Here is a 4,587-nt window from a genome sequence, read left to right as displayed (position 1 = left end):
CCCCGCGCACGGGCGGCGGCGGCGGCGGTGGCGGCTACGGCGGCGGCGGCGGCGGCGGCTACGGCGGCGGCGGCGGTGGTCGCGGCGGTCGCGGCGGCGGCCGTTACTGATCAAAAAAGCATGACGCGCGGCGCGGGCCGCGGCAGCTCGCAAGAGCAGCCGTGCCCGCGCCGTTTTCCATGTCTGCCGCCGAGATGTGACGCATGGCTGTCGAGGGGTGCGGAGCAGCTTCGGCCGCTCGCTCGATGAATGTCGAACCCCGCGTCGATGGAGGGGGGATGATGAATTACCGCAAGAACCTCGAGCGCAAAGCCCGTCATGCAGAGCGGCTGGCTCGCGAAGACGCGGCAGGCAAGCTCTCCGTGCACGCTCCCGATTTGAAAGACTTTTCCATTTCGATCGACGAGACGCCGAGGAGCGGATCTGCCACCGGCGGCACGCGCTACATCCGGCGCGTCGTCATCGCATCGGCGCCCGCCCTCTTCGTGCTGCCGTGCTCCGATCCGCGGTGTGAAGACGGCGGGTATGACGTGACGGCCGAGTTCCTCGCTGCGCTCGCATATCGCCGCACCGTCTTCGAAGGCCAGCGGTCTTGTCCGGGACGGTCCAGCATGCACGATTGCGGAAGAGTCCTTCGGTACGTCGCGACGGCGGCCTATCACGACGAGAAAAAAGCGCCTTCCTGAGGTCGCCTCTCGAGGCCATTGGATCGAAGGTCGAGGCTCCGTCCCTCGGCGCATCGTCCTCCTCGCCCGGGGCCCTCGTCCTGCGCTGCCTCGGCTCTCTGCTCGCGTCCCGCCGTCGCCGCCATTCTCGGTCTGCCCTCGACAAAAACGGCTGAGGTTTTCCTGGCAAGCGTCAGGTTGCCCGCTCGTGACTTTCGTGCTTACTCACGGGCCATGCACCAGCGGCTCCTGCCTTTTGCGGTGGCCTTCGTGTTCGCCGGCTGCGGGGGCCCGACCGCGGACGCGCCCAAGGGCTCCACAGCGCTCCGGAAGGTCGCGCCCGGCGAGCTGCGCACGCCCGCCGATTTCGCGGGCATCGAGGACACGCGCGCCCGATCCAGCGCCCTCTTCCTCGAAGCGAGCCGCGTGCTCACGCACCCGCGCTGCGTGAATTGCCATCCGAACGGCGACATCCCCCACCAGGGCATGAACATGCAGCTCCACGACCCGCCGGCCGTGCGCGGACCCGACAATCACGGCGTGGTCGGAATGGAATGCACGAGCTGCCATCAGGACAGAAACCAGGAGCTCACCCGCGTCCCCGGCGCGCCGCACTGGGCGCTCGCGCCGATCCAGATGGCCTGGGTCGGCAAATCGCCGCACGAGATCTGCGAGCAGATGAAGGATCCCAAGCGGAACGGCGGAAAATCCCTCGCGGCGATCGTCGAGCACAATGCCCACGACGCGCTCGTCGGTTGGGGTTGGCATCCGGGAGCGGATCGCGAGCCGGTTCCGGGGACGCAGGAGCAGTTCGGCGCGATCGTCGCGGCCTGGGTGGAGTCCGGGGCAGCGTGCCCCGCGAAGGGGGCGAGACCATGAGCGTGCGTATCCGCGTGAACGGCGTCGAAAAGACGCTCGACGTCGACCCCGAAATGCCCCTGCTCTGGGCGCTGCGCGACGTGCTCGGTTTGACCGGGACCAAATACGGGTGCGGCCAGGCGCTCTGCGGCGCGTGCACGGTGCACCTCGACGGGCAGGTCGTGCGCGCGTGCGTGACCCCGGTCCGCCGCGCCGACGGGCGCGCTGTCACCACGATCGAAGGGCTCGCGCCGGACGGAAGCCACCCGCTCCAGCGCGCGTGGGTCGAGCTCGCGGTGCCGCAATGCGGGTATTGCCAGGCCGGGCAGATCATGACCGCGGCGGCCTTGCTCAAGGCGAAGCCCAAGCCCACGGACGACGAGATCGAGCAATCGATGGCCGGGAACCTGTGCCGGTGCGGCGCGTATTCGCGGATCCGCGCCGCGATCCGCAAGGTCGCCGGGATGCCGGAGGGCGAGCAATGAGCCGGGATGCCGTGCGCGTGACCCGGCGATTGTTCCTCGTCGGGCTGAACCTCTCGTTGGCCGGGCTCGCGGTTGGCCTGCCGGCCCTCGCCGACGAGCCGAGCGGCCGCGCCGGGCCCCCTCCGCCCGCCGTGGCGCCCCAGCCGCCCCCGGGGCTCCATCCGAACCCGTTCATCCATGTCGGGCTGGACGGGACGGTGACGCTCGTCTGTCATCGCTCCGAAATGGGCCAGGGCGTCCGGAGCTCGATTCCGGTGCTCTTCGCCGACGAGCTCGGGGCGGACATGGCGCGCGTCGTGATTCGCCAGGCCGACGGCGACAAGAAGTACGGCGACCAGAACACGGACGGATCGGCCAGCATCCGGAAGTTTTACGACGACCTCCGGTACGTCGCTGCGACCGCGCGCACGATGCTCGTCGCGGCCGCGGCGGCGAAATGGAAGGTGAAGCCCGAGACGTGCGAGGCGCGGGGGAACAAGGTCACTCACACGCCGACGAAGCGCTCGTTCGGCTTCGGCGAGCTCTCGGCGGCGGCGGCGAAATTGCCCGTGCCCCAGCGCGCGGACGTAAAACTCCGGCCGAAGAGCGAGCTCACGGGGGTGAACAGCCCGTTCTTGCCGCTCCTCGACGGGCCGGCCTACGTGACGGGTCAGGCGGTGTTCGGGGCCGACGTGAAGCTGCCGGACATGCTCATTGCGGTGATCGCGCGGCCGCCCGTGGTCGGCGGGAAGGTCGTCCGGTACGACGCCACGCGCGCCCTCCAGATCCCGGGCGTCAAGCGGGTGGTCGAGATCTCCGCGCCGACGCGGCCTTATGGATTCCAGCCCTGGGGCGGGATCGCCGTGCTCGCCGAGAACACCTGGGCCGCGATGCGCGGGCGCGCGGCGCTCGACATCACGTGGGATCCCGGGGACAACGCGGTCTACGACTCGGTCACATACCGGGACAACCTGCTCGCCTCGGTGCGCGAGCCGGGGACGACGTACCGCAAGGTCGGCGACGTCGACGCCGCGTTCGGCAAGGCGGCGCGGGTCGTGGAGGCGGAGTACGTGATCCCGCACCTGGCGCAGATGCCGATGGAGCCGCCCGTGGCCCTTGCGCGGGTCGCCGGAGGTCGCTGCGAGGTCTGGGCGCCGACGCAGCACCCGCAGGCGGCGCGGACGCAGGTGGCGAAGACGCTCGGCATGGGCGAGGACGCGGTCACCGTGCACGTGACGCTGCTCGGCGGCGGGTTCGGGCGGAAATCGAAGGCGGACTTCTCCGCGGAAGCAGCGTTCCTCGCACGCGCGGCGGGCGCGCCGGTGCGCGTGCAATGGACGCGCGAGGACGACATCCACCATGGCTATTACAACGCGGTGAACGCGCAGCGCATCCGCGCAGGCCTCGATGCGAACGGCAAGGTGATCGCGTGGCACCATCGAACCGCGTTCCCGCCGATCGCATCCATCTTCAGCGATGTCGACACGCCGGGCATCACGGACCTCCAGCAAGGCGTGCTCGATCTCGCGATCGACGTGCCGAACGTCCGCGCCGAGGCGTGCCGAGCAAAGCCGCACGTGCGGATCGGCTGGTATCGGTCGGTGTACAACATCTTTCACGCCTTCGGGATCGGCTCGCTCATCGATGAAATCGCGCACGCGCGCGGGGCGGACCCGCGGGACGTGTGGCTCGAAATCATCGGCCCGCCGCGGCTCATGGGCCTCGCGGAGCTCGGCGTCGAGAAGCTCGTGAATTATGGGGAGTCCCTCGAAAAACACCCGGTCGACGCGGGCCGGCTCCGGCGCGTGGTCGAGCGAGTCACGGCATCCGCGAACTGGAGCGGGCGAAAGAAGGACGGCCGCGGATTCGGGCTCGCCGCGCACCGGAGTTTTGTCACGTATGCGGCGGTGGTCCTGGCCGTGGTGCCTGACGAGCGGAACAAGATCCGCGTCGACGAGGCCTGGATCTGCATGGATCCTGGCTTGGTGATCAATCAGGACCGCGTCCACGCGCAGATGCAGGGCTCGGTGGTCATGGGGATCAGCAATGCGCTCTTCGGTGGGATCACCATGAAGGGCGGCGCGACGGAGCAATCGAACTTCCGGGACGCGCGGATCGCGCGGATCGGCGAGGTCCCGCGGAAAATCCACGTGGACCTCGTGCCAAGCGACGGGCCTCCGTGCGGCGTGGGCGAGCCGGGCGTGCCGCCAGTCGGCCCGGCGCTAGCGAATGCAGTGTTCGCCTTGACGGGCAAACGAATCCGCGAGATCCCGCTCCTGCGGGGCCTCGCCGGATAGCCCACTCACTCGGGAGGCGCCGCGCCGGGGCTCTGCCCCGGGCCCCGCGGGGGCTGTTCGCCCCTCGACCCGAACCAGGGCCAGCCCTGGACCTCTGGGCATCGACTGCGCGAAGCGCAGTCGATGCGGGGAGAGGTTTTTAAGCTGTCCGCCCCCTCTCTGCAGGGCCAGCCCTGGACCTCTGGGCATCGACTGCGCGAAGCGCAGTCGATGCGGGGAGAGGTTTTTAAGCTGTCCGCCCCCTCTTTGCAGGGCCAGCCCTGGACCTCTGGGCATCGACTGCGCGAAGCGCAGTCGATGCGG

At 69.6% G+C, this 4,587-nt stretch carries 4 protein-coding genes; all 4 read left to right on the top strand.

All coding sequences use genetic code 11. The features are described from left to right. Nucleotides 1–245 precede the first annotated feature (245 nt). On the top strand, nucleotides 246–686 hold the full coding sequence (locus tag QHF85_RS49435; RefSeq protein ID WP_281334535.1) for a hypothetical protein: 441 nt from the start codon (nucleotides 246–248) through the stop codon (nucleotides 684–686). 213 nt (nucleotides 687–899) lie between these two features. After that, nucleotides 900–1,544: an Isoquinoline 1-oxidoreductase subunit gene (locus QHF85_RS49430; RefSeq protein WP_281334534.1), complete on the top strand. Its 645-nt coding sequence runs from the start codon at nucleotides 900–902 to the stop codon at nucleotides 1,542–1,544. Beyond that, nucleotides 1,541–2,008 (top strand): (2Fe-2S)-binding protein, encoded by a 468-nt coding sequence (locus tag QHF85_RS49425; protein WP_281334533.1) that lies wholly within the window; start codon nucleotides 1,541–1,543, stop codon nucleotides 2,006–2,008. Before QHF85_RS49430 ends, QHF85_RS49425 begins: the two co-directional genes overlap by 4 nt. Next, entirely contained in the window at nucleotides 2,005–4,284 is a 2,280-nt protein-coding gene (locus QHF85_RS49420) for a molybdopterin cofactor-binding domain-containing protein (RefSeq protein WP_281334532.1), read from the top strand. The genes QHF85_RS49425 and QHF85_RS49420 overlap by 4 nt, the downstream gene beginning before the upstream one ends. Nucleotides 4,285–4,587 lie beyond the last annotated feature (303 nt).

The organism is Polyangium sp. 6x1 (assembly GCF_029946515.1).
In the GTDB taxonomy this organism is placed as follows: Bacteria; Myxococcota_A; Polyangia; order Polyangiales; family Polyangiaceae; genus Polyangium.
The sequence above is the reverse complement of the archived record's forward strand: the minus strand, read 5'-3'. Positions and strand labels throughout refer to the sequence as shown.